The sequence below is a fragment of the Frondihabitans sp. PAMC 28766 genome, assembly GCF_001577365.1.
Classification (GTDB): Bacteria; Actinomycetota; Actinomycetes; order Actinomycetales; family Microbacteriaceae; genus Frondihabitans.
Genome location: NZ_CP014513.1, coordinates 1,177,366 through 1,200,977, shown reverse-complemented (window position 1 = coordinate 1,200,977; position 23,612 = coordinate 1,177,366). Strand labels below are relative to the sequence as shown.

Sequence of the window (23,612 nt, the reverse complement as noted above, 5' to 3'; positions counted from 1 at the left end):
GAGTCTTACCTTTTCGGCTCGGCCTTACCGGCGAGATGGTCAGGACGAGCCGAAAAGGTAAGGGCGGGGGGGGTCAGGAGCGAGGCGCGACGTAGCGCTTTGCGCCCCAGAGGGCCGGGCGCTTCGGCACGAAGCGGGCGGTGCGGGCGAGCAGCGCGTTGGGCAGGCCGTCGACGACGCTCGGGCGGCCCTGGGCGAGCGCCCGCTTGGCCGTGGCGATCAGCTGGTCGGTGGTGCGCTTGCCGGCGCCCGAGAAGTCCTCGCCGGCGACCTCGAAGAAGGGAGTGTCGGTCGGGCCGGGGCAGAGCGCCAGCACGCGCACGCCCTGACCTGCCACCTCGTGCCAGAGCGCCTCGGTGAACGAGAGCACATACGCCTTCGACGCGGCGTAGGCGGCCATCGTCGGGATCGGCTGGAAGGAGGCCGTGCTGGCGACGTTCAGGATCGTGCCGTGGCGCCGCTTCAGCATGCCGGGGAGGAAGCGCTGCGTCAGCTCGGTGAGCACACCGCAGTTGAGCTGCACCATGGCCGCAAGCCGGTCGGGGTCGGAGGTGGCGACGGGCGAATGGAGCCCGAACCCGGCATTGTTCAGGAGGAGATCGACCGTGATGCCGGCTGAGGCGACGTCGTCGACCAGGTGAGCACTGGCATCCTGCACCCCCAGGTCTCGCGCGAGGACTGTGACCCGCCGCCCCGTCTCGCTGCGGATCTCGTCGGCCAGCGCCTCGAGCTTGTCGGCGCTGCGGGCCACGATCACGAGGTCGAGGCCGTCGTGGGCGAGCTGTCGGGCGAAGGCTTTGCCGATGCCGGTGGAGGCGCCGGTGACGAGGGCGGTGTCGGTCATTCCACGGAGACTACTGGGCCGATGCTGGGACTACTGGGCGGCGCAGGGTGCGGCGGAGTCGAGCATGGTCGAGTAGGCCACTTCACGCTGCGGCTCGATCTGCTCGACACGGGCTCGCAGCTGGCGCAGCACGTCGTCGTACGAGTCGCGGCCGAGGACGAGACGCAGCGGCGCCGGTGTCACCGACGTCGAGCGGATGATCTCCCGCGCGACCTTCACGGCGTCGCCGGCGATCGCGAAGTCGCCCCGCTCGATGGCGCGGCGAGTGTCGCCCGCGGGGCCGGCGTCGTACTCGGGCATGACCGGGGCGGTCTGCAGGCCCGTGCTGAAGCCGGTCTGAGTCGCGCCCGGCTCGACGATCGTCAGGCCGATGCCGAACGGCGCGATCTCGGCGGCGACGGTCTGGCTGAAGCCCTCGATGGCCCACTTCGAGGCGTGGTAATAGCCGAAGTTCGGGTAGGTGGCCTGGCCGCCCGCGCTCGAGACCTGCAGGATCCGACCGCTCGCCTGGGCGCGCAGATGCGGCAGCGCTGCCCGCACGACCTGCATCGAGCCGATCACGTTGGTGCGCAGCACGCGCTCGATCTGGTCGTCGCTCGCCTCCTCGACGCTCGCGAAGACGCCGTACCCGGCGTTGTTGACGACCACGTCGATGGTGCCGAGGTCGGCGAAGGCGCGGTCGACGACGTCACGCACCGCGAGCGTGTCGGTGACGTCGAGCGCGGCGACCCAGAGCCGGTCGCCGTACTCGGCCCGGAGGTCGTCCAGGGCCTCGGGGCGGCGGAGCGTCGCGGCGACGCGGTGGCCTTCGGCGAGCAGCTGACGGGTCATCTCGCGGCCGAGCCCCGACGAGGTTCCGGTGATGAGCCAGGTGGTTGACATGTGGTGCCTTTCCGTACCCCGAAGCCTTTCTCCGCGGCACGAATGCGACGCTACGAGCTCGAGTGGACTCGAGGTCAAGCGCGATTTCGGCGGGGTCTGAAGCGCGTACGATCACCCGCATGACGACGACGATCGACTCCGGGCGGCTCACCATCGGGCAGGTCAGCGCGCAGACCGGGCTCAGTGTGCACACCCTGCGGTTCTACGAGCAGGAGGGGCTCTTCATCGGGCCCGTCGCGCGCGACTCGGCCGGTCGACGTGTCTACGACGCCGACGAGGTGATGTGGCTGAACGTCTGCACGCGGCTGCGCAGCAGCGGCATGCCGCTCGCCGACATCCACCGCTACGCCGACCTCGCCCGCGAGGGCGAGGGCAACGAGCTCGAGCGCCTCGAGCTCTTGACCGGCCACCGCGAACGGGTGCGCGAGCAGCTCGCCGAGATCACCGCAGCACTCGAGGTGATCGACCACAAGATCGGCATCTACGAGAGCCATCTCGAGGCGGGGTCGGCGGCATCGCTTTGGGCGACCGGCGGGCCGGTCTGCGACGTGCCCTGACCCGTGCCCTGACCCGTGCCCTGACCCGCTCGCACCCGCGCGGGGCCGGGCGTCATCCGGATCGCGACGCCATCGGCATCCTGACACCCCCAAAATGCGGTTGAAATCGGGGTTGTCGGCTCTTTTCAACCACAGCCGTTGTTAGTGTTCGAGCATCCGCCAGCCCGCACCCCCCCGACGGGCACGACGCCACCCGAGCAGGACCTACCCGACCATGACCCTCCGCGACCCGACTCTCGCGCCTGCCACCGGGCGCCGCGGGCCGGCGAAACCGATCACGGGCCAGTCAATCGAACGCATCGTGGCCCGCTGCGTCGGCGTGTTCAGCGTCGTCTTCGGCGTGCAGTCGGTTTCGTTCGCCATCGTGCAGCAGAGCGAGCTGAAGCAGCCCTGGGGCGAGATGGTCACCATCCTGCTCTTCACGGCCCTGCTCGCCACCGCCATCGCCGGTTTCGCCGCGCGTTTCGTCTCGGTCGTGGCCGCGAGCGTGCCCATCATCTACCTGGTGGCCCTTCTGACCTGGCCGCTGTCGGTGCAGGATCCGGCGCACGTCCAGGCCTCTCCCCCGTGGCTCTGGTACGTCTTCAACGTCGCGCTGGCGGCCGCCGCGATCGCTTTCAGCCCGACCGTGGCGGCGATCTACCTCGTGATCGTGCCCGTCGCCTACTTCGCGGTGCGCCTGACCCCCTCGGGCGGGAGCGCGACGCCGGGCCACGCGCTGCTCGACTCGGTGTTCGCGGCGATCCTGGGCGCGGGCATCCTGATCCTCGCCGAGTTGCTGCGGCGGGCCGCCGGCGATGTCGACGCCGCGCAGTCCGGAGCCGTCTCGCGGTACTCCGACGCGGTGCGCGCGCACGCCACCGAGGTCGAGCGGACCCAGGTCGACTCGATCCTGCATGACGGCGTGCTCACGACACTGTTGTCGGCCGGCCGCGCCTACTCGGCCGAAGAGCGCGGCCTCGCGGTGGCGCTCGCACAAGCCAGCATGGTTCGGCTCGCCAGCGCCGCGCACGCGCCGATGTCGGGCGTCGGCACGGTCGGCCTCGTCTCAGTGCGCGATCGGCTCGAAGCAGGTCTGCAGCACGTCGACCCCGACGCCAGGATCACGACGCCCGACCTCGCCGGCGACCTCCGGCTGAACGCCGACATCGCCCAGTCGCTCGGCGACGCTGCGGCGCAGGCCCTCGTCAACAGCCGGCAGCACGCGGGCGACGGGGCCTCGCGGTGGGTGTCGGTCGCGCACGAGGACGGCGTCGCAGTGATCGTCGTCGGCGACGACGGCGCGGGGTTCGACACGTCGGTGCGGTCGGAGCGTCTCGGTGTGCGCGTCTCGATCCTGGAGCGGATCGCGGCCGTCGGCGGGCTCGCCACGATCGAGAGTTCGCCGGGGGCCGGGACTGTGGTGACGCTGCGGTGGCCGGGGGTGGCGGCGGAGGAGGTCGAGGTGGGCGGGGTGTGAGCCGGCTACGCCGGCGGGCGGAGCAGCTCTCGGCTGCGGGTCAGGTGGAGTTCGAGAAAACGCGCACCGACGCTCGTCGCCGCCGAGACGGTGACAAAGGACTCGTGACGTTCGATTGGGCCGAAGCCGGCCGCGGCGAGCTGCGGCGCCCAGTCGGCGGTCACGGGGTAGCCCTGCGCGGCGAGGGCCGCGACGATGCGTTCGCCGAGTCCTTCGCTGGTGGTTCCCAGGTCGGTGGGGCTGTAGCGAGTGGCCCCGGTGAACTCGGTCACGACGGCGACGCCCCCGGGCCGGAGCAGGTCGAAGACCTGCTGGAGAACCCGTGCAGGATTGCTCGTGTGATGCAACGAGAGGGACGCCCAGGCGATATCGGCACCGTCGGGAGCGACGCTCGGCCAGTCGCCGTCGAGATCGACGAGATGAGTCTCGACCTGAGTCGAGACGCCGGATGCCACCGCGGGCGCAAGGATTCGCTCGATCATGGTGGCCGACGCATCCAGCGCGTGGATTCGCGCGCCCGTGAAACGGGCGGCGAGGGCGACGGTGCCGGCACCGGTCCCTGCGCCGAGGTCTGCTAAGCACTGAATGCCATATCGGCATACACTCTTGCGCATGACGCAAGAACCCCTCGACGAAGTCGTCCGTCAACGAATTCGCAGCCTGCGACTCGCTCGAGGGTGGACGCTCGACACGCTCGCCGCCCGCTGCTCCCTGTCGGCGTCGACTCTGAGCCGGATCGAGACAGGGCATCGGCGGATCGCACTCGATCAGCTCGTCCCCATCGCCGCCGCTCTCGGCACGACACTGGATCAGCTCGTCGAGCCGGACGACGACGAGGACGTCGTCATCCGCCCGGAGCCCGAAGCACAGGCCGGATCGACGATCTGGCTCCTCTCTCGCGAACGCGATCGCCGGGGAGTCACCATCGCGAAGATGCGCATCACGCCCGAGCGAGAGATGAGTGCCCCCGGGGTCCATCCCGGCTACGAGTGGTTCACCGTGCTGAGCGGAACCATCCGCCTCCGCCTCGGTGAGCGGAACATTCTGGTGCGCGAGGGACAGGCCGCGGAATTCCCGACCATGACACCGCACGCGATCCTCGCGCACGACGGCCCCGCGGAGATCCTGACCATCTTCGATCACGACGGCGAGCGGGCCCACATGCCTGGACACAGGAGGGCCTCGCACGACCGGCAGACGCCGACAAACACCGGACCGCCCTCCGGGGCCGACGACACCGACTGATGAGAACTCCGTCCTCCGTCGGCCTTGGGGCACGCGGCCCGCTCAGAGGAATTTGACGGCGCTGAGGATGATGCCCGCGATGGCGACGAGCCACACGTAGGGCAGCACCCGCACCATCACTTGCTGCGGTTTGACGCCGGAGTACTGCGCCGCCCAGACGGTCTGCGTGCTCGTGGGGTCGCCGACGCCGAACACCTGGTTGTACGACGACATGAGACCGAGCACGGCCATCGGCGAGTAGAAGCCGATCGCCGTCAGGGCGCCGGCGATCCCTGCACCGAGGCCGAAGATGTTCAGGGGCCCGCGGTAGAGGCACAGAGGCACGAGGATCGAGAACACGATCACGTACAGCCAGATATTCGTCGGGGCAACCGTTTTGACGATCGGCGCCAGCGCACCGACCGCGCCGGGCAAGGCGACGGCCGACAGCAGCATACCGATGGCGATGAACAGGACGATGGGCGGTGCGGCGACGCGGAACCCGTCGTACAGCGACTTCAGCAGGCGCGTCGTCCACAGGCGCGGCCGGGTGGTCGTGACGACGGCGAAGAGGACCCCGACGAGGAGGGACGGGATGATGGGCACCTGGAGGGCGAGGGCGAGCACGATCGGGATGACCGGGGTCAGCAGGGCGAACCACGGCGCGTCGCCGAGACGCTGGCGCCGCGATTCCTGGCGTCGCTGCGACATCGCGGCAAGCGACCAGGAGTGCTCGGTGCCTCGGCGGCGGACCTCGATGAGCACGTAGGCGATCGCGGCGAGGGCGGCGAACGGGAACAGCAGGATCAGGAAGGATCGCACCTCGGGAATGGTGAGGTTCAGCGTCGTGGCGAAGAACTGCCAGGTCGGCAGTTCGAACGGGGCACCTGCGCCGATGCCCATCAGGATGGTGCCCGCGGCGGTGACCTTCGGCACGCCGACGGCGATCATGGCCGGAATGCCGATGACACCGGCGAGAAGGGCGGCCGGAGCGGAGCCGGTCACCGCGCCGCAGAGAGCCGAGATCACGAGCACGCCGAGCGCGACGACGACGGGACGCTCCCCTGCGAACTCGACGGTTTTGCGCACGAGTGTGCTGGCGATAGCGGTCTCTCGCATCAGGGACCCGAGCCAGGATCCGAGGAGGATGGCGATCATCGTCGAGGCGAGTTTGATCGCGCCGTCGCTGAGCACCGTCTGCAGGATGCTGTTGGTGGCGCCGAACAGCGGCGCCTTGGCCACGATGGCAATCGCCACCGCGATCAGCACAAGCGCGAACGCGGTGGGGACCTTGCCGGTGAGGATCAAGACGACCCCCACCGCCATGATGACGATGATGGCGATACCCATGGTCAGTTCTCCTTGTGAGTGGTGTCGGCGTCGTTGCCAGTGGGGCCGTCGAGTGCGGCCATCGCGGCCGCGGTGACGAGAAGGGGCGAGCGGTCGAGGCCGAGTGTCGCCTGCGCGAAGGCGTGGGCGGCGAGTTCGTCGGCGCCGGCGACGTAGGCGTAGCGGCGATGCCGGCCGATGCGGAAGATCGTCTGGCCGACGGCCTCGCGGAGCTCTCGGGCGTGATCGCGGATGACCAGCTCGTGGGCCTGTTCGTGGGCGGTCGCCGCAGCGCGGATCGATCCTGTGGGGAAGAGAGTGCGCCAGCCGAGTTCGTCGACGAGGTGCTCGCAGAAGTCGACGCTGTCGGTGAACAGCTCGACGGTGTGCTTTCGGGAGTTGTAGCGGGCGATCACCGGGTCGCCGTCGTGAAGGCCCCCCGTGCGTTCGATGACGGTGACGTCGTCGGCGGCGCGGCCGGCTCGGGCGAGCGATCGGCCGAACTCCTGCGCGCGAGCGCTCCATTCGAGCACCTGGGAATCGGGCCGGGACTCGTTCGTCGTGACCCCGGAGAGGAGCCGCGCGCCGAGGGCGGGGTCGTCCACGTCGATGAGGCGCCGGATCCGAGTGATCTCTGCTCGGCTGAGGGTCGTGGCAGCTGCCTGCGCAGCGCTCATTTCCGGGCCTCCAGTACGGCGACCAGCGATTCGTCGCGGTCGCGTCCTTCGACTTCGGTGCGGGCCAGAGAGATCAGCTGCGACTCGTCCAGCACGCCCGAGAGATCGGCGATCCGCGGGCCGATGAGAAGCTGCAGGGCGGGGGCGCGTGAACCGCCGTCGCCGTAGGAGGTGGTCTCGTCGATCAGGCGGGGCAGGAAGTCCCCGCCGGCGCCGACGGTGGACTGCTCGACTCGGGCGTCTGGCGAGACGAACCGGATGACGCCGTCGCGATCGATGACGCGTACGGCTTGACGCGCCGACCCCAGGAGCCGTCGTTTGCCTGGTGTGCCGAAGACGACGTGGCTGTCGGTCGAGGCAAGGATCTCCACTGCTCTCGGGGCGACGTCGAAGCTCTTGGCGGCAGCGTTCAAGAGTTCGTCGTCGGTGACCTGGTGCGTGCGATCCTGCGTCCGCAGTTCCGTGGCGCCGGTGGCGATCGCTCGGACCGTGTTGGATTGCGGGTCGACGGTCACGTCGACGGCGACGTCGGCGGGCGAGGCGCCCTGGGCGATGACGGCCTGTTCCGCTTCTCGACGGACGGCGAGGATCTGCTCGTCGGTCGCACCGGGGATCACCCGTTCGACCTGTTCGCGGATGAGCGCGAGTGCGACGCCGATGGGGCTGATGACTTCGCTGTGCTCGGCGATGCGCCAGTCGTGCTTCGACTGCGATCCGACGAATGGCGTGACAGACGCGGCCCCGCCTCCTCCGCCGATCAGCACTGCGGATTCGGCAGGGAGCTGGTAGTCGTCGATCATGGCGTCGACCACGGCCTGGACCGGGGCGGCTCCGGCGGCCAGCACCTGGGTGGCGGCGGCCGCGATGTCGGTGCCGAGGGCGGCGGCCAGCGGTGCGAGTGCTGCACGTGATGTCGCCGGGTCGGCGTGGGCGTAGTCGTGCTCGGGGACGAGACCGAGGGCGTTGGCCGCGCACGTCATCGTGATGGCGAACCGGCCCGAGCTCGATTCGAGCGCGACGTAGTCGGCAGGGTCGCCCTCGATGGGCGCGATCGAGACGAGCCGGGCGCCGTCGAGCTGCCCGGGTTCGGCGTAGCAGGCGTAGGGCAGGCCGGCGATGTGCGCGCTGCGCGGGCCGACGTGGATCACCGCGGGTGACGCGTCCAGACGAGCCCGGACCATGGATCCGCCGCCGACGCCGACGGTGCGGACGTCGAGGGCCGACAGGAACGTCGACGAGCCGCCGAACTCGGTGTACTTCACGGCGACCTTGCCGCGTCGGATGACGGAGATGTCGGTCGAGGTGCCGCCGGTCTCGAGGAAGATCCCGTCGCTCACCTTCTCTTGCATCAGGGCTCCCGCAACTCCGGCGGCGGGGCCGGAGAGCACGGTGAGGAGCGGGCGTCGGCGCATCTCGTCGAGCGACATCACGCCGCCGTCGCATCGCATCACCATCAGCGGCGCCGTGATCCCGGCGGCGTCGATGCTCGCCTGGACGAGGTCGGCGGTGGCGAACATCTTTGGGAGGATCACCGCGTTCAGCACGGCCGTGCGGGTGCGCTTTCCGAGCCCGTAGAGCGACGAGATGTCGTGCGTGGCCGTGACGAGGAACTTCTGGCGTCGGGCCGCCTGAGCGACGGTGTTCTCGCCGATGGAGTCGTCGACGCTGAACGGCTCGGTGACCACCACCGATCCGATGCCCGCCTCCGTGAAGCGGTCGAAGATGGCGTTCAGGGCAAGCGTGTCGCCGGCGTCTTTCAGCTGCTCGAAGTGCACGGGCAGCTTCTTGCCCTCGGTGATGTCGATCTTGCCGAGCGCGCTGAGGCGCTTCACGAACGCTCCGGAGAGGCCGTTGCCGATTCCGATGAGCCCGACCGGTGCGACGTCGCCCTCGAGAAGGGCGTTGGTTGCCTGGGTGGTTCCGTGGGCGAGGAAGACGACGTCGGAGGCGTCTCGGCCGACCGACTCGAGGAGGCCGTTCAGGGCGACGACGATGCCGTGGGCGACGCCGTCAGGGTGGTCGTGGCTGGTGGGCACTTTGATCTGGCCGACCAGCTGGAGGGTGGTGGCGTCGATGGCGACGGCGTCGGTGAAAGTGCCGCCGACGTCGATGCCGATTCTCAGAGCGTTGGGTTTCACTGCGTTGTGACCTCTCTTACAGGGGATGGGGGTGTCAGTAGCCCTGGACTTCGGGCCAGCGGCGCTCGATGCCGTGGCGGTCGAGCACTGCTGCGAAGTCGGCGAAGGTGTTGGGGTCGGCTTGGACGTCGCGGGGTTCGAGGGGTGAGTCGAGGCAGAATGCGGCCAGCTCTCCGGCGACCTCGCCGACGTTCCATTCGACGGGGTGCAGTCGATAGCAGCCGTTCGAGATATGAGTGGTGCCGATGTTTTTGCCGGCCGGCAGCAGGTTCGTCACTCGGCGCGGGATCAGGGCTCCGAGTGGGATCTCGAACGGCACGCTCGGCACGTCGACGTAGTTGTCACCTCCCGTGGACGGGTGCAGGTCGAGGCGGTAGCTGCCGACGCCGATCGAGTCGTCGTACCGGGTGCGCCCGGTGACGCCCAGCAGGTCGGCTGAGACGTCGCGCTCCGTGATCGTGGTGACCGCCTTGATCCTGCGTGCCTCTCGCACGTAGGGCGCTTTGGCGAGGCCGTCGGTCGTGCCGGTGACGTCGGGGCGAGGTTTCAGGCCCGGGAACCCGAACCCGCCATCGGCACGAGGCGCCTCGGTCTGAAGCCAGTACAGCACCGAGAGTGACAGCTGCCGGGCCTCGTCGAGGGCCTTCTCGGCGGTGGTGTCGCCCGCGCCGATGAGCGGTTCGAGCCAATAGTCGTTGAGTGGCCAGTTGACGACGCAGATGTCGGAGTCGAACGTGCCGTCGGCGAAGAGCTTGCGTGCGAGGATCCGGCGGAAGCCCCATAGTTCCTTGTCGCCGGCATCCGCACTCTGATCAGCGCTGACCGCGAGGGGATCGACGTCAGGGTTGGGCTCGAAGGTGCGGGTGCCGGCTTCCAGAGTGCGCGGGTCGGGTGCCACGAAGCCGATGAGCGGCGCGGGCCAGAACGCTGGCTGGTAGCTGCGCCAGAAGTCGTACATTTCCGGCTTGTCGATCGTGTGGTCTTCTCCGTCGTGGTGCGAGACGGCGAAGCAGAACGTGATGCCCTGCTGGTTGAGAGGCTGAGCGGCGTCCGGCGCATGAGGCTCGTCGAATTCAGCTTTGGCTTCGGCCCCGATGACGCTCTCGACGCCGCCGAGATCGAGCAGGATCCCGGTCTCGGTCGCGTCGAGCACGTACGCCCCGGCGAGCCGCGTCTCGGTTCCGTCGTCGGCCACCACGGTCACGCCCGTGCATCGGTCGTCGTCCATGTGAACGGAAGTGGGTCGCTGTTCGTAGAGCACCGTAAGGAGACCGGCCGAACGGTACGGCTGGAGCAGCTCGTCGATCACCGCGACCGCGACGCGCGGCTCGTGGCAGAGCTTGCTGACACGTCCGGCACCCGGGTTCAGTTCGGGCAGGGCTCTTGCCTCTGGTCGAAGAGGGTAGTTGCGGCGGTAGTAGTCGCGGATCCCTTCACGGAGGGCTCGGTAGCTTGCGGTGATGCCGAACTGCTCGACCCAGGGGTGCTCGTCGGGCGGCACGGCCTGGCTGGTCATCTGACCGCCGAGCCAATCGGTCTCATCGGTCAGGATCGCGCGGCGGCCGGCTCGGCAGACGGCGATCGCCGCGGCGACTCCGCCGAGGCCACCACCGATGATCACGACGTCGGTATCGAGGGTGCGGATGGTGCTGGGCATTCTGGTGCTCCTTGGAACAGGGGTGGTGGGAAAGACAGCAGTGGCGGGGGAAGTCAGGCACAGGGTGGCGGTGCGAGTGTGGCTCCAGTGACGATGGCGGCGTCGAGCAACTGCTGCCGGGGCAGCGGATCCGTGCCTCGCGTTCCGTTCAGCACCTCATGGAGCAGTGCCACGGCGCGAGAGCCGAGTTCCGGGCGAGGGGCGCTCAGCCGTGTGAAGTCGACGGCCCGCTCCATCGGTCGGCTGTGCTCGCCCAGCACTACGATCGACAAATCCTTCGGTACGTGAACGCCCTCGACAGCGCCCAGGTCGAAGAGGGCCTGCGCATCGAGCGGGTCCTCGACGAAGACGACTGTGGCGTCAGACGCCCGGATCTCCTTCCAGATGTCTCCGAGCGACTTGTCGCCGATCGTGAACTCCGTCGTGTGTCCGTGGCCGGAGAGACCATCGAGAAGGCCCGTTCGTCGGTCGGTCGTCGACTCGGCCGTGGTCGGCAGGTGAATGGACGCGAACCTTTCGTGGCCGGCCTGGACGGCGAGATCTGCGAGCTTACGAGAGGCGGAGGCGTAGTCGACACCGACGTAGGGCACGCGACCGCCTGCCGCCTCGCGTCGACCGATCGCGACGAACGGGTAGCCGCTGTCGACAAGGCGCTCGAGGTCCGCTGCGTCCATCTCCCGTCCGAGGAGCAGACAGCCGTCAGCCAGACGGAGTCGGCTGGACTCGTGGAAGAGGCGGCGGCGCCCGTCGAGTAACGGTGTGCTGGTGAAGAGCAGCAGGTCGGCGCCGAGGTGTTCCGCCGCGCTTTCGACGCCCGTCAGCAGTGGCGTGTAGAAGTCTGAGGAATCGTTGGGGAAGGCGTGCTCGTAGGTGAAGACGCCGATGAGGTTGTTGCGGACCCCTGCGAGACTTCGGGCCACCGGGTTGGCGACGTAGGTGGTCTCCCGGATGACCCGGAGGACACGGTCGCGAGTTTCTGGCGGAATGCGGCTGGCCGTGTCGGCTTTCCCGTTCAGCACGAGAGACACCGTGGGTTGGCTGACACCTGCCATGTCGGCGATCATCCGCTGCGTCACACGGGGCGCGCGGGTCGTCATTTGGCGAACCGGGCGACGAACGATCTGCCAGCGGAACCCGAGAGCGCCACAGAGATCGTGAGGTTCGGCGACGTCGCTTCGACAGTCACTCCGGGGTCCACCGCTGTCGTGCTCGTGACGGCTCCGTCGATCGTCACGGTGACGCTGCCCGTCAGCTGCTGCGTCGGGTCGCTGACCGCGACGTCGACGGCGTTGGCCGACTTGATGACGACGACGGAGACGGGTTGGCTCACGGTGATGCCGGCAGCCTTCGGGGCGGAAGCGCTCCAGAAGTTCGCCAGGGTGATGCCGGTGCTCGTCTGGGTGACGGCCTGCACCTGGGCTGTGTTGGCCATCGTCAGGATGTCGGTGGAGGTGGCCATGGCGGAGGTCGCCGCCTGCGTGGCGCCGGGCATCTGAATGTAGGAGTAGCTGGCGTTGGTCGGGCTCACGCCGTGGTCGAGCCAGAAGGAGATGAACCTGCGCGTGTAGTCGGTGTCGTCGTCGTAGACCCCGCGGAGGTCCATGTCGGTCCATTGGCCGGAGAGGTCCTCCCTGACGGCTTGAATCGTGGTCCCCTCGGGGAAGACGTAGCCGCACTGACCCGGGATCCAGGCCCAGCGAGGGGTGAAGGCCGTCGGCGCGCTGCTCGGCATGGTGAGGACCGTCTGACCGTCGATCACCGGAGTGACGCTGCCGTTCGGGCCGATGTTGCGGTTCTCGACGATCGTTTGGATGTCTCGTCCGTCGGTCGACGTGATGCCAGCGCCGAGGCACACGATGACGTCGTCGATACAGAACCATGACTTCTTGCCGACGAGGGTCTGCACGCTGAAGGACAGGCCCATGCCGACGGCGGCGCGACCGTCCAGCAGTGCTCCTCCGGCCCAGGTGTTCGTGGTCGTCCGTCCGACACCGTCGCTGAGGGTCTTCGTGTCGAGCGTCGTACCAGGGATCCGATACTTGTCGACGGTGGGCCAGAACTCGTTGGTGAACTGCGCGAGTTCGTTCGGCAGGTAGAGGTACACGGCGCCTTCGCCGGTGTACCAGCCCTGTTGGTTTTCGAGGTTGCCCGCTTCGTAGGGGTGGATGGCCGCCGTGTCCATGGCGATCGCATAGGCGAACCCCGGCCGGCGGTGCACTGCTCGCGCCATGGACGGCGCCATCACGGTACTGATCGACTCGCCGACCGCGGTGACGCCGGTGTTCGTCGCCAAGGCGCGGCCCTGGACGATGGATGCGAGGCGGACCTGCTCGATGGGTGCGGAGTCGTAGGTGAAGTAGGGCTGGGCGGTGTCGGCGGCGATCCACCCCTTGGTCTCGGCATTGACCGTGGCCGCTTGAGCTGCGGGAAGGACGGATGCCAGCTGCACGAGTGTCGAGAGGGCGAGACGGCCGGAGCGGTGGTCGGTGTCGTAGAAGCGGGAGAGGTTGCGCCCGCGGACCATGTCCATCATCGCGCCGCCGAAGATCCACGGGCGGTAGTTGTTCTGCGTCCAGGTGTAGACCTCGGCGATCTTGTCGCTGCCGAAAGCCCACGGGGTCCCACTTGCGGCCTTCATCGAGTACGTGAGGTACTGAAGCAGCGAGTTGCCGTATCCGCCGGTGTAGGCGAAGTAGACGTGCTGCACGAAACCGCCGTCGGTGTAGAACCCGTCGCCGCTCGTCGAGTAGGTGAAGATGGTCTCCCAGGCCGTCTTCGCGCCGCTGATGACGGTGGCGTCCTGACTGAGAGCACCGCGAACCAGAGCGATAGAACAGGCCCAGTTCCGGTTGGCCCCGGTGGAGGTGGTTCCGGCGGTGATCGTCGGATCGGGGGCGTAGTGGGCGATAGCCGTCGTGGCGGTGGTGATCTGCGTCGATGTCAGGTCGTCGAACATGACGATGCAGAAGTCGTTCAGGGCGAGCGGGATCCCGATCTCGAAGTCCCACCAGTTGTCGTACGAATGGACACTGGGGCCGTATTCGTTGGCGAGGAACCAGTCGAAGGCGCTCGTCAGGTCCGACTGCAGTTGGGCGTTGCCGCTCAGGGACGAGCCCGGCGAATGGAGCGCTAGAGCCAGTGTTCGCAGCCGACCGGCGGCGGTCGTCTGAATGGCGGACGTCGTACTGCTATTCAGGTCGGACCAGAGGTAGGTGCGGGAGGCCGATGTGTCCAGGGAGTCCCAGAGGGACTGCGCGACGGCCGCGGAGTCGGTGACGTACTTGGCCACGACCGTGTCGCTCAGGTCGAAGCTGCCGATGAGCGTGTCGAGCCACTGCGTGCGCAGCGTTGTGAAGTCCACGGTCGTGGCCGCGCGTGCCGGTGCGGCTCTGAAGACGGCGTCCGCGCCCATGAGGAGCGGCACAGCAGCTATCCCGGAAAGAAGAACTGTGCGGCGTGAAACGGTGTGATCCTCGTTCGTCGACGACATGGTCGAGTCCCTTCGTCCTGGGCGGCACCACCTCGATGTGGAACCGCAACGGAAACGACTCTAAGGACGATCCACCTGCTAATACCAATGAGCAAGAGAAATGAGTGTGAAGACTTTCCGAGCCGACGTAGAACCCCAGCCTCGGACATCGTTTTCAGAACCCGTCAGCACGGACTTCGGCACTCGCCTGTACGCCGGAGGGATCAGCACTAGGGGAACGGATGGGAACCCGTTCCGTGCACATTGTTCTTGGCGCCGATCAGCCGGCCGGACGGGGTGGTCTACCGGTTGTTTCCTGCGGGCTCGTGATCTAGGGAAGCGAGGTAGTCAGCGTTATCTCGCAAGGCGGGCTTGTACCTCTCGAGTTCAGGCGCAATGACGTGATCGGCCAAGAGAGTGAGAAGGCTCGCAAGGGCGGTGTTCACCTGTCCGGCCGCGTGCAACGTGAGGGATTCGAAGGCTCCTAGAGCCACAGAATCCCGAAACTCAGCACGCGCCCGCGAGAAGACTCGCAGCGATTCTTCGATCCGGCCGAGGTTGCGGAGAGTGCTTCCGTATTGGAGATAGCAGCGGCGACGAATATCTCCCGTCAGACCTCGCTCCAATGACTGCTCGTAAAAACCGAGCGCCGTCGCTTCTTCACCCGCGGTGTCGTAAGCACCGCCGAGTTCGTAAAGGACCCTCGGATTCTCGGGGTGCTTCTCGTAGAGGGGCAGAAGGGCATCGATGGTTGGGCGCATGTTGCCCCGGTCCCGGGCGGCGAAGATGCCGTCGAGCTGTGCGTCGAGAGTGTCTGGCATGGTCCGGTCCTCCAAGAGGGATCAAGCAGGCCGCGGAGGCCGGGACGACAGAATATCGATCGTCTCGGTAGCAGATCGTCTTTCGAGACGCTGCTACAAGTCCATGCCGAGCACAGTCCGGACGGTGACATGCCCACCGAGGTCGTCCTTGCGCCGGCTCATCCCGATTTTCCGCGCGACCCGTTCTGAGGCCGCGTTGTCGGGATTGATGATCGCCACCAGGTCGGACGCGTCCAGCTTCTCTCGCGCGAAGTCTCGGCAGGCGGCAGCGGCCTCGGTCGCGAAGCCTTGCCCCTGCAACGCCAAGCGAACGTGGTACCCGACTTCCAGCTCCGGCGTCCCGTTGACGTCCTGCCACGTCAGCCCGCAGTCCCCGACGAACTCTCCTGAGTGCGTCTCGATGATCCAGAGTCCGAAACCGTAGGTGTTGTAGTTCTCCCGATTCCAGGCGATCCATTCAGCTGCCTCGTCGCGGCTCTTGGGCGCCGGGTAGAACTCCATCACCCGAGGGTCGCTGAGAAGGTTCGCCATGTAATCGAGATCTGTGTGGGTCATCTCGCGGAAGCGAAGCCGCGGAGTGGGGCCAGGAAGCATGACAGCACCGTACCGATGTCGCATGGACACGTGCGACCGCGAATCAGTAACCTGCCGTGCATGGCACTGACGCTGATGTGTGGGCTTTCGTTCGCCGGTAAAAGCACCCTCGCTGCTCGTCTGGCCGAAAAACTCGATGCGAGCCTCATCAGCCTGGACGCCATCAACGAGGAACGTGGCCTCTACGGCGGACAGGGCATCCCTTTGGAGGAATGGGCGGCGTCGGATGAGATCGCACACGAGCGCGTCGAGACCCTTCTTCGCGAGGGCCGGCAAGTCGTGGTCGATGACACAGGCTCCCCTCGCTTCATCCGCGACCAGTGGCGCGCCTCGGCCTCGGCCGCAAAGACCGACTTCGCACTGGTGTGGGTCCAGATCGACCTCGCCTTGCAACGCGAGCGTGTCAATGCGAACCGCGAGTTGCAGCAGCGCCATGACGTGACGGATGCGGTACTCAAGGAGCACGCAGGAAGCTTCGAGTCACCTACCGACGAGAGCGCACTAGTCATCGACGCTCAAGACACCAGAGACCCTCAGCGCATCGACCAGCTACTCGCAAAAATTCGTCGAGGACCTGTCCGATAGGCGGACGTTTTCCATGCGCCTCGACGAGCGTTCGCAGGGGAACGTCATCCGTTCACGTCGCCGTCTGTTGCCCAGGCAGCTCGGACGGCAAGGAGCGCTTGTTCGAGGCTGAGGCCTTGCTGGCGGATGGCGGCGGTGAAGTCGAGGGCGGCATCGAGGATTTGAGGGTAGTTGTCGGCCTGGATGCTGACCCGGGTGCCGGCGCCTCGTCGCGTGACGATGAGCCCGTCGGCTTCGAGGAGGGAGTACGTTCTGGCGACGGTTCCCGGGGAGACGCCGAGGTCGGCGGCGAGTTGGCGGACGGTCGGGAGGCGTGCGTCGGTAGGGAGGATCCCTAATCGGATTTGGTTCGCGATCTCTACTCGAAGTTGTTCGAAGACAGGGGTTGGGTCAGTGACATCGACCTGGATCATGCCGGGTCCCGCACCAGTCGAGTCAGCATCACGGTGGCGAGGCCGAATGCCCCGATTCCGGCGATGATCTCGATGATGCCGATGAGGTGAGCGGGTTGGGCGTAGTTCATCCCGATCTGTCTGCACATCGATGAGCCGGGGCCGGTGCTGTGGCAGTCGCCGATGATGGGGAAGAACGACTCTGCCCAAGTTGTCGCGCCGGCGTGCCAGAGCAGGGTGCCTATGGCCATGCACAGCCCTGTGACGGCGATCGCGACGACCGCGCGGGCCAAGCTCTGGCGTCGGAGAGAGTCCTGGCGTTGGGTGGCTGTGCTGCCGCTCCCGGGAGACGTCTCAAGGAGGACCAAGGCGGCGACGGCAAGAGCTACAACGACAACGTCGGCGGTAATCGCAGCGGCGGTGAACCAGCCGTCAAATCCCTGAGCACCGTTGGTCGTACTGCCCCGGGTGACGTCGAGTGACCAGGCGAAGGTGCCCCCACCGTCATCGACCATAATCGTCCACAAAGCCACGACGACGAGCACCAACAGAATCGCCGCGACACCCACCGGGAGCGCGTTCGGAAAAGACAAAAGCTTCTGACGACGATATGAGAGGTCAATGGTCCGCACCGATGGCTGCGGGCCTTGAGGTCCTCGCGCGAACAACACCACCAGCAAGGCCGCGACCGCGCCGATCAGGGGAGAGAACACCTGGCCGAAGCCGAATACATCGGGCGGGCCCTCATTCAAAAATCGGAGATAGAACGGGCTCGACACGGAATCAGATCGGACCTGCGCGATCCCGAAGACGACAGCTGCCAGCAATCCCGCCGCCAGCCCCACGGCCGCTGCGCGGCGAATAATGCTGGCGCTGCCAGTGTGAGCGGCGCCCCCCTGCGGCGCGGGACGAAGGGCGGGACGAAGGCCGGCGGTCACGAGAAGAATCGCGACGACCGCCAATACCCCGAGAAACCATGGCTGCATCACGTGAACCCCCTTGTGTCATTTCACCCATACAAACGGAACTTCCCTGTTGTGTCAATAAACCAGAACAAGATTACGCGGGGGATGTGAGATGGACGGCCCGCGCTTCGCGTGGAGGGCATCGACAATTCAGCTGCCTTCGCGTTCCGGGCAATGACCGCAACAAATGCAGATCAGTCTCGTCTCCGCGCGGACCGAAATGACCTTCGGGGACGGCTGAGATACACGTCCGGGAACGCCTATCGATCCGTCCGTTTTAGAGCGAGTCGACCAAACCCTCAGCAGTGCCCACTACCTCGTGGCGAAGATCACTACGCCAAGCCCGGCCAGGGTCAAAATCACGACAGCACCTAGAGCTGCCGGGGAAAACCAGGAGCCGGTTTTGCCGCGGCTTATCCGGCTACGGCCCAAGAAGAACGCGGCGACTAGGACTGCGCTTCCACCCAATGCAACCAAAGCCAAGCTCCCGGAGGTTCCTGCGTCGCTGCAGGCATGCCCCGCGGGCCGCTCGCCGCAGTTCTGATAGGCGATCAGATTCTGATTGAAAACTATGGCCAGGGCCACGCCGGTGGCCAGGATTCCAACACCGTTCAGGGCGTGGAAACCCACCCGATCAAGTCGCGATTTCGCCATTTCAGCATCCCCCCTCAGAACAGAATTCAACGAAAGTATGGGAGAGACCGGTTGGGAAGCCCGCGAGTAGGGGGCGCGCCTTGAAGTCCTGGCCGAAGATCATGCGACCGCGCACCGTATTCGCAGACGGGACCGTCACCGTTCGCGAAAGGGGCGGGGCCGAGCGCAACCCTGGGCGTGCGTTGTCCAGAACCTCGCAATGCATCGCTTGCGCGGGCCGGAGAGCAGATTTGTGGAACCGATGGCGATTGCGCTGTAACGAATCGAGCTGCTGCGGACACTCTTAGGTGTGACGGATGATTCGGCCGAGTTCCAGCTGTGGGAACGAGCGCGCCAAAACGACGGTGAGGCCTTCGGTCGTCTGTTCGATCTGCATCGCCATCGGGTCTATCGTCGTGCCCTGGGCCTCGTCGACTCGCAGCACGACGCTGAGGACATCACGGCAGCCGCGTTCTTCGAACTCTGGCGTAAACGCCATAGCGTCACGCCGGCGAATGGGTCGGTCCTTCCCTGGCTTCTGGTCACGGCCCTCAACCTGTCCCGCAATCTGCGCCGCTCGACAACGCGTTATCAGCGCTTCCTCCGAACGGCTCCGCGGAGCACGGCGGACGATGGGCCCGACGCGGAGAGGATGGAGACCCGAAGTCGGCTGGAGGATTCCCTCCGCGAACTCTCTTCAATCGACAGCGCGCTCTTGGTCCTTACGGTGTTGGAAGGTATCCCGCTCGCCGAGGCCGCCGAAGTGGTCGGCCTGAAACCGTCGACCGCTCGCGTTCGGCTCCATCGTGCGCGCGCACGCCTCCGCCTGGATCTGCATGACCTCGACCCCGCACCATTTCAGATAGAAGGGAACAGTTGATGGACGACTTCGAGCTGGACGCAGGATTCGCCGCCGCAGTCCGCGCCGAGCTCGTCGCGGTCGGCACCAAGACGAGCGGCCTCCGGCGGCACCAGCGTCGCACCCGCCTGGCAGCGGTCGGTATCGCCGCGATCGCCGCTGCGGCGACGATGGGGGCTGCCCTCGTCGTTCACAGCTTCCCTGGGAGCACCACCGTCGCACCGATCGGGACGGCGGTGACTGTCACGCGCACCGGCACCGCGACAATTCAGCTCGGCACCCCCGCGTACGGAGCGAACACCGTGATCATCGACGTCACCTGCGTCAGCGACACTGGCAACATTTCCGTCCCATCGACGAGCGGGTTCTCGCAGGACGCCGCGGGCAAGGCGACGTGGCTGGTCACGACCGGCGAGTGGAACTGCGCCACAAGAAAGACGACCGTGCACATCAAAGACGGCTACCTCGCCCCCGGCAGCACTTCGATCACGGTCACGGCCGACCCCGGCACGACCTGGAAAGCGGTCGCCAAATACGGTGACGCGACAACGAGCGCCTGGGGTGTCAATGCCCACGGCCAGACCTACGGTGCACCCAACGGAAAGAGCGGCTTCCCCGATCTGGAAGGAGCGCAGGCGACGAACGGGAAGATCGGCTTCATCTACGCCAAGGAGTCTGACGCTTTTATGGGCACCGGATGCATCAACGTCTACAAATCAGACGGGACCACCGTGATCGGCAAGTTCGGGATCGGCACGACAACCTGCGGCAGCGACCCGGCCGCCACCAATAACACGGACCACAACAAGTAGGCACACCCCGGTACCCGGCAGCAATTCTGTTCGCCCGAAAGCCGGACGGCTAGCGTGCGCCGCCTATCGCGTGCGAAACGGAACGGCGGATTCTGGCGGTTATTGCAACAGGAGCTTCTCGATCGCTTCGATCGGTTTCTCACCGGCTCCGACCTCTTCGTCGTCAACGGCATTAACAATCAACCCGGCGTCACCAAAACCCAAATCAAGATGACCAGCTGCAACGGAGCGACATCTCTCACCGGCTACCCGTCCATCCCAGACCTGAACGGAACGTTTACCATCCCCTGGGCAAACCACGGCAGTCTGGAAAAATGCTAACCATGAACACTAGGCGATGGCTGACGGTACTCGCCATCGTGGTCGGCGCCATCGTCACCATCGCCGTGTGCTGCGTCCTTTTCGTCGTCATCTACACCCTCGTCGCAGGCGGACCACCATTCATGCACAGCAACCCACCCACCAGCCCGTAACCGAGCGCCGCAAGAGCGCCGACCGTCTGGCCGGCGCTCTTGTGCTGTCACCCGACACCCCCGCGCGCCGCGGGCAACATGACTGATTACACGCTTCATCGAGAGGTGAGCGCTGAGGATCCTGCTGCGCTCGAGCTGCCGCCTACGGAACCAATCGACATTACCTCCTCGGTCCAGCACGAACATCTACCGCCGGCGCGCTCCCGCTACACCTTCCCCCGATGGCAAGTCCGCTCGACGCTACCCAAAACGGCTGACCTTGACGATCATTTGGCTCAGCTTTGGGACCGGGCCTCGGAGTCCCTAGAGAGAGCCGTTCGCCTCCCTGAGGAGGTCGTCAGGTATCTCGATATCGTCCGCTACTACGACGTGCGGGCCTTTCAAAGCCACGGGATAAACATTCCCCGTCATTGGATTGGGCTTCTCGGACGAATTGGCGCTGAAGTAGATGTAGACCTACACGTTCTGCGGGACGGGCCCAACGATGACTGGCCCAATCCCTGATCCGAGATCCTCGAAGGCCCCTCGCCGTTCGTGGTGACCGACGCAGGAGAGGGGACGGCTTCCGTGCGGCTCGGACACCGTTCGCGAGGGAACGTCATCCGTTCAGTTTTGGTTCATAGCCGCCTCAGGTCTGTTCTGGGATCGACCATGTGGTTGGGCTTCGGCCGTCGCTGGGGAGGAGACTAGCGAGCCATTCGTCTTCGAGTCCTTGTCGGCCGACCCCAGCTCGGCGTGAGACGCCCTCGAACCGAAACCCGACTCTCTGCGCGACTCGTGCCGAGGCGATGTTCCCTGCGAACGCTCGCCACCCCAAGCGTTCCAGACCCAGCGCGTCGGGCGTGGGAGCGAATGCGAAGTCGATTATTCGGAGAGCCGCTTCGGTCAGCAGGCCGTGTCCGCGCCACTCGGCCGACAGCCAGTAACCGAGCTCTCCGCGAGAGTCGCCGAGGAGATCGATCCCTATGACCCCGGCGAACGCGCCGTCATGATCGAGAGCCCACGTGCACGTACGCCCCGCCTCCCATCCCGTGTTGGAGAACGTCTCGACGTAGTCGACCGCCGATTGGCGCGTGTATGGCAAAGGGATGGGCACACGCCGCTGCAACTCGGCGTCTTGGCACGCGATTGTGATTGCGACGACATCCGCCAAGAGCGGGGCGCGCAAAGTCAACCGCGACGTCTTGAGAGTGACTTTTTCCACTCAACGACTCTAGATCGCCGCCCGAAGGCCGCCCCAACCTTGCGAAGTGCTCGTGCGGGAGTTTGCGACGCCTTCGCCTTTCGCGCGAGGTCATGTTCGCAAGCCGGACGTCGACCGTGCGCATCGTCTTGTGTTGAGAAGGGAACCTCCATCATTCGCGCTGAACTCCGCGCGGGCTGGATGAGCAGACGGACGCAATCGAATGGTTTACTCGAGTGCGTCTCGCCTCTCGTCATCTGTCCGGTGAAACAAAAGCTAGATGGTTGAGTTCGAATACGAGCGAAGGGAGCCACATGCTGCCCAAGCGATTTCGTCCTGGCATCTTGGTTGCAGCCATCGTGATGGTTCTACTCGGCGCGGGCTTCCTTCTCCCTAACGTCGACAACAATCTGACCATTGCCGGCTGGTTGCTGATCGCAGGAGGCGTCGTTGGCGTCGTCCTGGAGCAGGTACGCATTAGTAAAAAAGACTGATTGAGCCGCCGACTCGGCTCGACGCGAGGTGCTTCTCCAGGGAACGCTCTGCGGGCACTGCGAAACACGGTTCGAGCCAGTTGTTACGCTCCGATTGGCTGACATGGCCGGTCGAGGAGGACTTGAGTGGCAAAGATCAAGGATCCAAAAATGCGCTTTCGGGTACTGCTCGGCATCTCCGTTTGGATCGTCGTTATCGGCGTTGTCGGCCTCGTAACCACCGTTCCCCGGTTGTTTGAACAGCATCACTTGACCACAGTTCAGGCGTTCATCTTCCGTCAGTCTCGTTCGTTGTCGGACTCGCGCTCTACGTGTGGTCCCGGCGGAGAATCAGAACCGGCCCGCGCTCCTAGGCGGCGCTACTTTCGGCCGCCTGTCTACCCTCGAACGTCGACCGTGCACCTCGCCCGGCCCTCGTAGGGGAATCTTCATCGTGCGAGCTGCATAGCAGCCTCTACGAGCGTTCGGCCCAAGCCCTGCCGAGCGTGCTCGAGCGCGACAGACAGTTGCTCCAGGTGGCAGATGCCGTCGACCTCGAAGACGTGGACGAAGCCCGCGACCGGGCCATGGTCAAGTTCCACGACGAGAAGAAATCCCGGCTCAGACAATCGAGCGGTCCCCGGGGGCGCCGGAGACCACGATTCTGGTTTCAGACGACGGATCAGGAGTTGATCGGCGTCGTTCTCGATCTGCTCGATGACCTCGAGGTCCTGCTGTTCAGCAAGGCGGACACGGGTCATGTGACGAGCGTAGAGCTGACCATCAGCAGAACCCCCTAACGAACCATCCGAAGCTCGATAAGGTGTGAATCCCCGGGGTCCACGTATTGCGATCCATCGAAAGCAAAGCCGTTCCGTTCGTAGAACGCTGTCGCCCTGCCGTTGCCTTGCAACACCCAGAGCTGGACCGGACGGTCACCGACGACGGCATCGTGGAGCGCTTGACCGGCGCCTGTTCCTTGTGACTGCGCCAGAAGGTAGATCGAGAAGAGCGTGAGCGGGCGCGCCGCGGGGAAACCGTGCTCCGCGTCGACGCCGATCGACTTGCCTGAGTTCGCGAAACCAACGATCGTCCCGTCGATCTCCGCCACCGCTAGGGACCCAGGACGCGGGCTGAGGTCTAAGTAGCTTGACCAGAACGCAGCACGGCGGTCGAAAACATCCTCGGAGAAGAAGCGCTCGTTGAGGACGCCCGCGTAAGTTTCGCGCCAACTATCGACGTGTACTCGTGCGATGCCCTTCGCGTCGCCCACGATGGCGTCCCGGACGGCAACTAACCCAATCGTCATGCAATGACGATATCCCGGTGAGAATAAGGACTTGAGGCCCAGGACGTGCGCGGCCACGGCATCGATTCCGGCCACCACGTTGCTGAGGAAGAACCCGCTGCGCTCAGTGACGCTCTGATGGGTTCCTGCCCACCCCGCTGATCTCAAAACATCCGATCGCCGATCGCTTGCCGACTCGGAACCAGCGAGGAACAATGCGTCGATCACGGTTAGATCGCCGCGAAGGTTCGCTGGAAACGATCGGCTGGACCTGCGTGTCAGCGCTGGTGGCCGTCAA

Annotated in this window: 26 protein-coding genes; 9 read left to right on the top strand and 17 right to left on the bottom strand. The window is 66.0% G+C overall.

The window, feature by feature from the left end; translation table 11 throughout:
- Nucleotides 1–73: 73 nt before the first annotated feature.
- Together AX769_RS05885 and AX769_RS05880 are read right to left on the bottom strand one after the other, a co-directional pair.
- Entirely contained in the window at nucleotides 74–844 is a 771-nt protein-coding gene (locus AX769_RS05885) for an SDR family oxidoreductase (protein ID WP_066277016.1), read from the bottom strand.
- Between the two features lie 30 nt (nucleotides 845–874).
- Nucleotides 875–1,726: an SDR family oxidoreductase gene (locus AX769_RS05880; RefSeq protein WP_066277014.1), complete on the bottom strand. Its 852-nt coding sequence runs from the start codon at nucleotides 1,724–1,726 to the stop codon at nucleotides 875–877.
- A gap of 119 nt (nucleotides 1,727–1,845) precedes the next feature.
- On the opposite strand from AX769_RS05880, the gene AX769_RS05875 reads away from it, so the two are divergent.
- Both AX769_RS05875 and AX769_RS05870 read left to right on the top strand, forming a co-directional pair.
- The gene (locus tag AX769_RS05875; protein ID WP_066277013.1) at nucleotides 1,846–2,283 is read left to right on the top strand and encodes a MerR family transcriptional regulator; all 438 of its coding nucleotides are present in this window, start codon (nucleotides 1,846–1,848) and stop codon (nucleotides 2,281–2,283) included.
- Between the two features lie 214 nt (nucleotides 2,284–2,497).
- Nucleotides 2,498–3,742 (top strand): sensor histidine kinase, encoded by a 1,245-nt coding sequence (locus tag AX769_RS05870; RefSeq protein ID WP_066277010.1) that lies wholly within the window; start codon nucleotides 2,498–2,500, stop codon nucleotides 3,740–3,742.
- A 5-nt stretch (nucleotides 3,743–3,747) separates the two neighbouring features.
- On the opposite strand, the gene AX769_RS05865 is transcribed toward AX769_RS05870, so the two are convergent.
- The gene (locus AX769_RS05865; protein ID WP_082763521.1) at nucleotides 3,748–4,356 is read right to left on the bottom strand and encodes a trans-aconitate 2-methyltransferase; all 609 of its coding nucleotides are present in this window, start codon (nucleotides 4,354–4,356) and stop codon (nucleotides 3,748–3,750) included.
- Between AX769_RS05865 and AX769_RS05860 the strand changes: the two genes are divergently transcribed.
- Nucleotides 4,355–4,987 (top strand): helix-turn-helix domain-containing protein, encoded by a 633-nt coding sequence (locus tag AX769_RS05860; RefSeq protein WP_066277008.1) that lies wholly within the window; start codon nucleotides 4,355–4,357, stop codon nucleotides 4,985–4,987. The two genes, AX769_RS05865 and AX769_RS05860, sit on opposite strands and share 2 nt — an antisense overlap.
- Nucleotides 4,988–5,029: 42 nt before the next feature.
- Here the strand turns inward: AX769_RS05860 and AX769_RS05855 are convergent, their stop codons facing one another.
- The 8 genes from AX769_RS05855 to AX769_RS05820 form a co-directional block, all read right to left on the bottom strand.
- The gene (locus AX769_RS05855) at nucleotides 5,030–6,316 is read right to left on the bottom strand and encodes a transporter (protein ID WP_066277005.1); all 1,287 of its coding nucleotides are present in this window, start codon (nucleotides 6,314–6,316) and stop codon (nucleotides 5,030–5,032) included.
- 2 nt (nucleotides 6,317–6,318) lie between these two features.
- Complete coding sequence (locus tag AX769_RS05850; RefSeq protein ID WP_204249328.1) at nucleotides 6,319–6,972, bottom strand: hypothetical protein; 654 nt, start codon at nucleotides 6,970–6,972, stop codon at nucleotides 6,319–6,321.
- On the bottom strand, nucleotides 6,969–9,110 hold the full coding sequence (locus AX769_RS05845) for a hydantoinase/oxoprolinase family protein (RefSeq protein ID WP_066277003.1): 2,142 nt from the start codon (nucleotides 9,108–9,110) through the stop codon (nucleotides 6,969–6,971). The genes AX769_RS05850 and AX769_RS05845 overlap by 4 nt, the downstream gene beginning before the upstream one ends.
- A 34-nt stretch (nucleotides 9,111–9,144) precedes the next feature.
- Entirely contained in the window at nucleotides 9,145–10,767 is a 1,623-nt protein-coding gene (locus tag AX769_RS05840; protein ID WP_066277000.1) for an FAD-dependent oxidoreductase, read from the bottom strand.
- Nucleotides 10,768–10,820: 53 nt separating this feature from the next.
- Complete coding sequence (locus tag AX769_RS05835) at nucleotides 10,821–11,864, bottom strand: LacI family DNA-binding transcriptional regulator (protein WP_066276997.1); 1,044 nt, start codon at nucleotides 11,862–11,864, stop codon at nucleotides 10,821–10,823.
- Nucleotides 11,861–14,257: a polysaccharide lyase 8 family protein gene (locus tag AX769_RS05830; RefSeq protein WP_082763520.1), complete on the bottom strand. Its 2,397-nt coding sequence runs from the start codon at nucleotides 14,255–14,257 to the stop codon at nucleotides 11,861–11,863. Before AX769_RS05830 ends, AX769_RS05835 begins: the two co-directional genes overlap by 4 nt.
- A 281-nt stretch (nucleotides 14,258–14,538) precedes the next feature.
- Nucleotides 14,539–15,057, bottom strand: coding sequence for a tetratricopeptide repeat protein (locus AX769_RS05825; protein WP_066283222.1), 519 nt, complete (start codon nucleotides 15,055–15,057; stop codon nucleotides 14,539–14,541).
- Between the two features lie 93 nt (nucleotides 15,058–15,150).
- Nucleotides 15,151–15,651 carry a GNAT family N-acetyltransferase gene (locus tag AX769_RS05820; RefSeq protein WP_066276991.1) on the bottom strand — a complete coding sequence of 167 codons (501 nt, stop codon included), beginning with the start codon at nucleotides 15,649–15,651 and terminating at the stop codon, nucleotides 15,151–15,153.
- A gap of 60 nt (nucleotides 15,652–15,711) precedes the next feature.
- On the opposite strand from AX769_RS05820, the gene AX769_RS05815 reads away from it, so the two are divergent.
- Entirely contained in the window at nucleotides 15,712–16,236 is a 525-nt protein-coding gene (locus AX769_RS05815) for an ATP-binding protein (RefSeq protein ID WP_066276989.1), read from the top strand.
- Between the two features lie 44 nt (nucleotides 16,237–16,280).
- Here AX769_RS05815 and AX769_RS05810 read toward each other — a convergent pair whose 3' ends face one another.
- The 3 genes from AX769_RS05810 to AX769_RS23755 form a co-directional block, all read right to left on the bottom strand.
- Nucleotides 16,281–16,649, bottom strand: coding sequence for a GntR family transcriptional regulator (locus AX769_RS05810; protein WP_066276987.1), 369 nt, complete (start codon nucleotides 16,647–16,649; stop codon nucleotides 16,281–16,283).
- Entirely contained in the window at nucleotides 16,646–17,617 is a 972-nt protein-coding gene (locus AX769_RS05805) for a hypothetical protein (RefSeq protein WP_066276985.1), read from the bottom strand. The genes AX769_RS05810 and AX769_RS05805 overlap by 4 nt, the downstream gene beginning before the upstream one ends.
- A gap of 288 nt (nucleotides 17,618–17,905) precedes the next feature.
- Nucleotides 17,906–18,247, bottom strand: coding sequence for a hypothetical protein (locus tag AX769_RS23755; protein ID WP_157887480.1), 342 nt, complete (start codon nucleotides 18,245–18,247; stop codon nucleotides 17,906–17,908).
- A gap of 289 nt (nucleotides 18,248–18,536) precedes the next feature.
- Between AX769_RS23755 and AX769_RS22920 the strand changes: the two genes are divergently transcribed.
- Genes AX769_RS22920 through AX769_RS23745 form a run of 4 tightly spaced genes read left to right on the top strand, consistent with a single transcriptional unit; the run spans nucleotide 18,537 to nucleotide 20,370 of the window.
- Nucleotides 18,537–19,106 (top strand): RNA polymerase sigma factor, encoded by a 570-nt coding sequence (locus tag AX769_RS22920; protein ID WP_239451955.1) that lies wholly within the window; start codon nucleotides 18,537–18,539, stop codon nucleotides 19,104–19,106.
- Nucleotides 19,106–19,897, top strand: a complete 792-nt coding sequence (locus AX769_RS05800) for a hypothetical protein (protein WP_066276982.1) — start codon at nucleotides 19,106–19,108, stop codon at nucleotides 19,895–19,897. The genes AX769_RS22920 and AX769_RS05800 overlap by 1 nt, the downstream gene beginning before the upstream one ends.
- 54 nt (nucleotides 19,898–19,951) lie before the next feature.
- A complete protein-coding gene (locus tag AX769_RS23750; RefSeq protein ID WP_157887479.1) occupies nucleotides 19,952–20,218 on the top strand; it encodes a hypothetical protein in 267 nt (88 codons plus the stop codon).
- Nucleotides 20,219–20,220: 2 nt separating this feature from the next.
- On the top strand, nucleotides 20,221–20,370 hold the full coding sequence (locus AX769_RS23745; protein ID WP_157887478.1) for a hypothetical protein: 150 nt from the start codon (nucleotides 20,221–20,223) through the stop codon (nucleotides 20,368–20,370).
- A gap of 628 nt (nucleotides 20,371–20,998) precedes the next feature.
- On the opposite strand, the gene AX769_RS05795 is transcribed toward AX769_RS23745, so the two are convergent.
- A complete protein-coding gene (locus AX769_RS05795; protein ID WP_066276980.1) occupies nucleotides 20,999–21,574 on the bottom strand; it encodes a GNAT family N-acetyltransferase in 576 nt (191 codons plus the stop codon).
- A gap of 293 nt (nucleotides 21,575–21,867) precedes the next feature.
- On the opposite strand from AX769_RS05795, the gene AX769_RS05790 reads away from it, so the two are divergent.
- Complete coding sequence (locus AX769_RS05790) at nucleotides 21,868–22,047, top strand: hypothetical protein (RefSeq protein WP_066276977.1); 180 nt, start codon at nucleotides 21,868–21,870, stop codon at nucleotides 22,045–22,047.
- A 428-nt stretch (nucleotides 22,048–22,475) separates the two neighbouring features.
- On the opposite strand, the gene AX769_RS22915 is transcribed toward AX769_RS05790, so the two are convergent.
- Together AX769_RS22915 and AX769_RS05780 are read right to left on the bottom strand one after the other, a co-directional pair.
- Nucleotides 22,476–22,787, bottom strand: coding sequence for a GNAT family N-acetyltransferase (locus AX769_RS22915; RefSeq protein WP_082763517.1), 312 nt, complete (start codon nucleotides 22,785–22,787; stop codon nucleotides 22,476–22,478).
- Nucleotides 22,788–22,822: 35 nt separating this feature from the next.
- Nucleotides 22,823–23,542, bottom strand: a complete 720-nt coding sequence (locus AX769_RS05780) for a GNAT family N-acetyltransferase (protein WP_239451954.1) — start codon at nucleotides 23,540–23,542, stop codon at nucleotides 22,823–22,825.
- Between the last annotated feature and the right edge of the window lie 70 nt (nucleotides 23,543–23,612).